The organism is Duganella sp. HH101 (genome assembly GCF_001758795.1).
GTDB classification, from domain to species: Bacteria; Pseudomonadota; Gammaproteobacteria; order Burkholderiales; family Burkholderiaceae_D; genus Rugamonas; species Rugamonas rivuli.
Window position 1 is genome coordinate 1 of sequence record NZ_LRON01000072.1, and the last position, 640, is coordinate 640.

Consider the following 640-nt stretch of genomic DNA (forward strand, 5'->3'; position numbering starts at 1 on the left):
TCAGCAACACCACCAGCTGGTCGGTCGACAGGCGGGCGATCTGCGCCGAGCGCAGCGCGGCGATGTCGCGCGTCTCGATCAGGCCGATCTGGGTGCTGGTCAGGGCGTTGAGCATGGCGCTGCTCAGGTTGCTGTACTGGGCCGCCGTCATCTCGATGATCTGGTCGCTGCTGAGCGCCTGCACCTGGTCGACGGTCAGCGCCGCCAGTTGCACGCTGCTGAGGGTGGTGACGGACTTGCTGCTCAGCGCCACCACCTGGTCGGTGGTCAGCGCCTGGATTTGCAGCGTGGTCAGCGGCACGATGGATTTCAGCGCGGCGATCTGGTCGGTGGTCAGCGCGGCCAGCTGGTCGGGCAGCAGGGCCGCTTCGGCGGCGCTGCTCAGCGCGGCGATCTGGATGGAGGTCAGCGCCACCAGCTGGTCGCTGGCGAGCGCGCGGATCTGGCCGGTGGTGAAGACGGCGAAGTCGCGCGTCTCGATGGCTTGCACCTGGTCGGACGTCAGCGCGCCGACGGTGCGGTGGTCAGCGCGGCGACCTGGCCGGTCGACAGCGCGGCGATCTGGTCGGTGTTCAGGGCTTGCACCTGGCCGGCGTCAGCGCCGCCAGCTGGGCGCTGCTGAGCAGGGTCACGGTGCGCG

General features: G+C 69.8%; 1 protein-coding gene and 1 pseudogene. Both read right to left on the bottom strand.

The window, feature by feature from the left end; all coding sequences use genetic code 11:
* Positions 1-490 (bottom strand): annotated as a pseudogene (locus DUGA2_RS32335) (heme utilization protein); the annotation flags it as partial.
* Between the two features lie 11 nt (positions 491-501).
* Positions 502-585 carry a hypothetical protein gene (locus tag DUGA2_RS34740; RefSeq protein ID WP_229214838.1) on the bottom strand — a complete coding sequence of 28 codons (84 nt, stop codon included), beginning with the start codon at positions 583-585 and terminating at the stop codon, positions 502-504.
* Positions 586-640 lie beyond the last annotated feature (55 nt).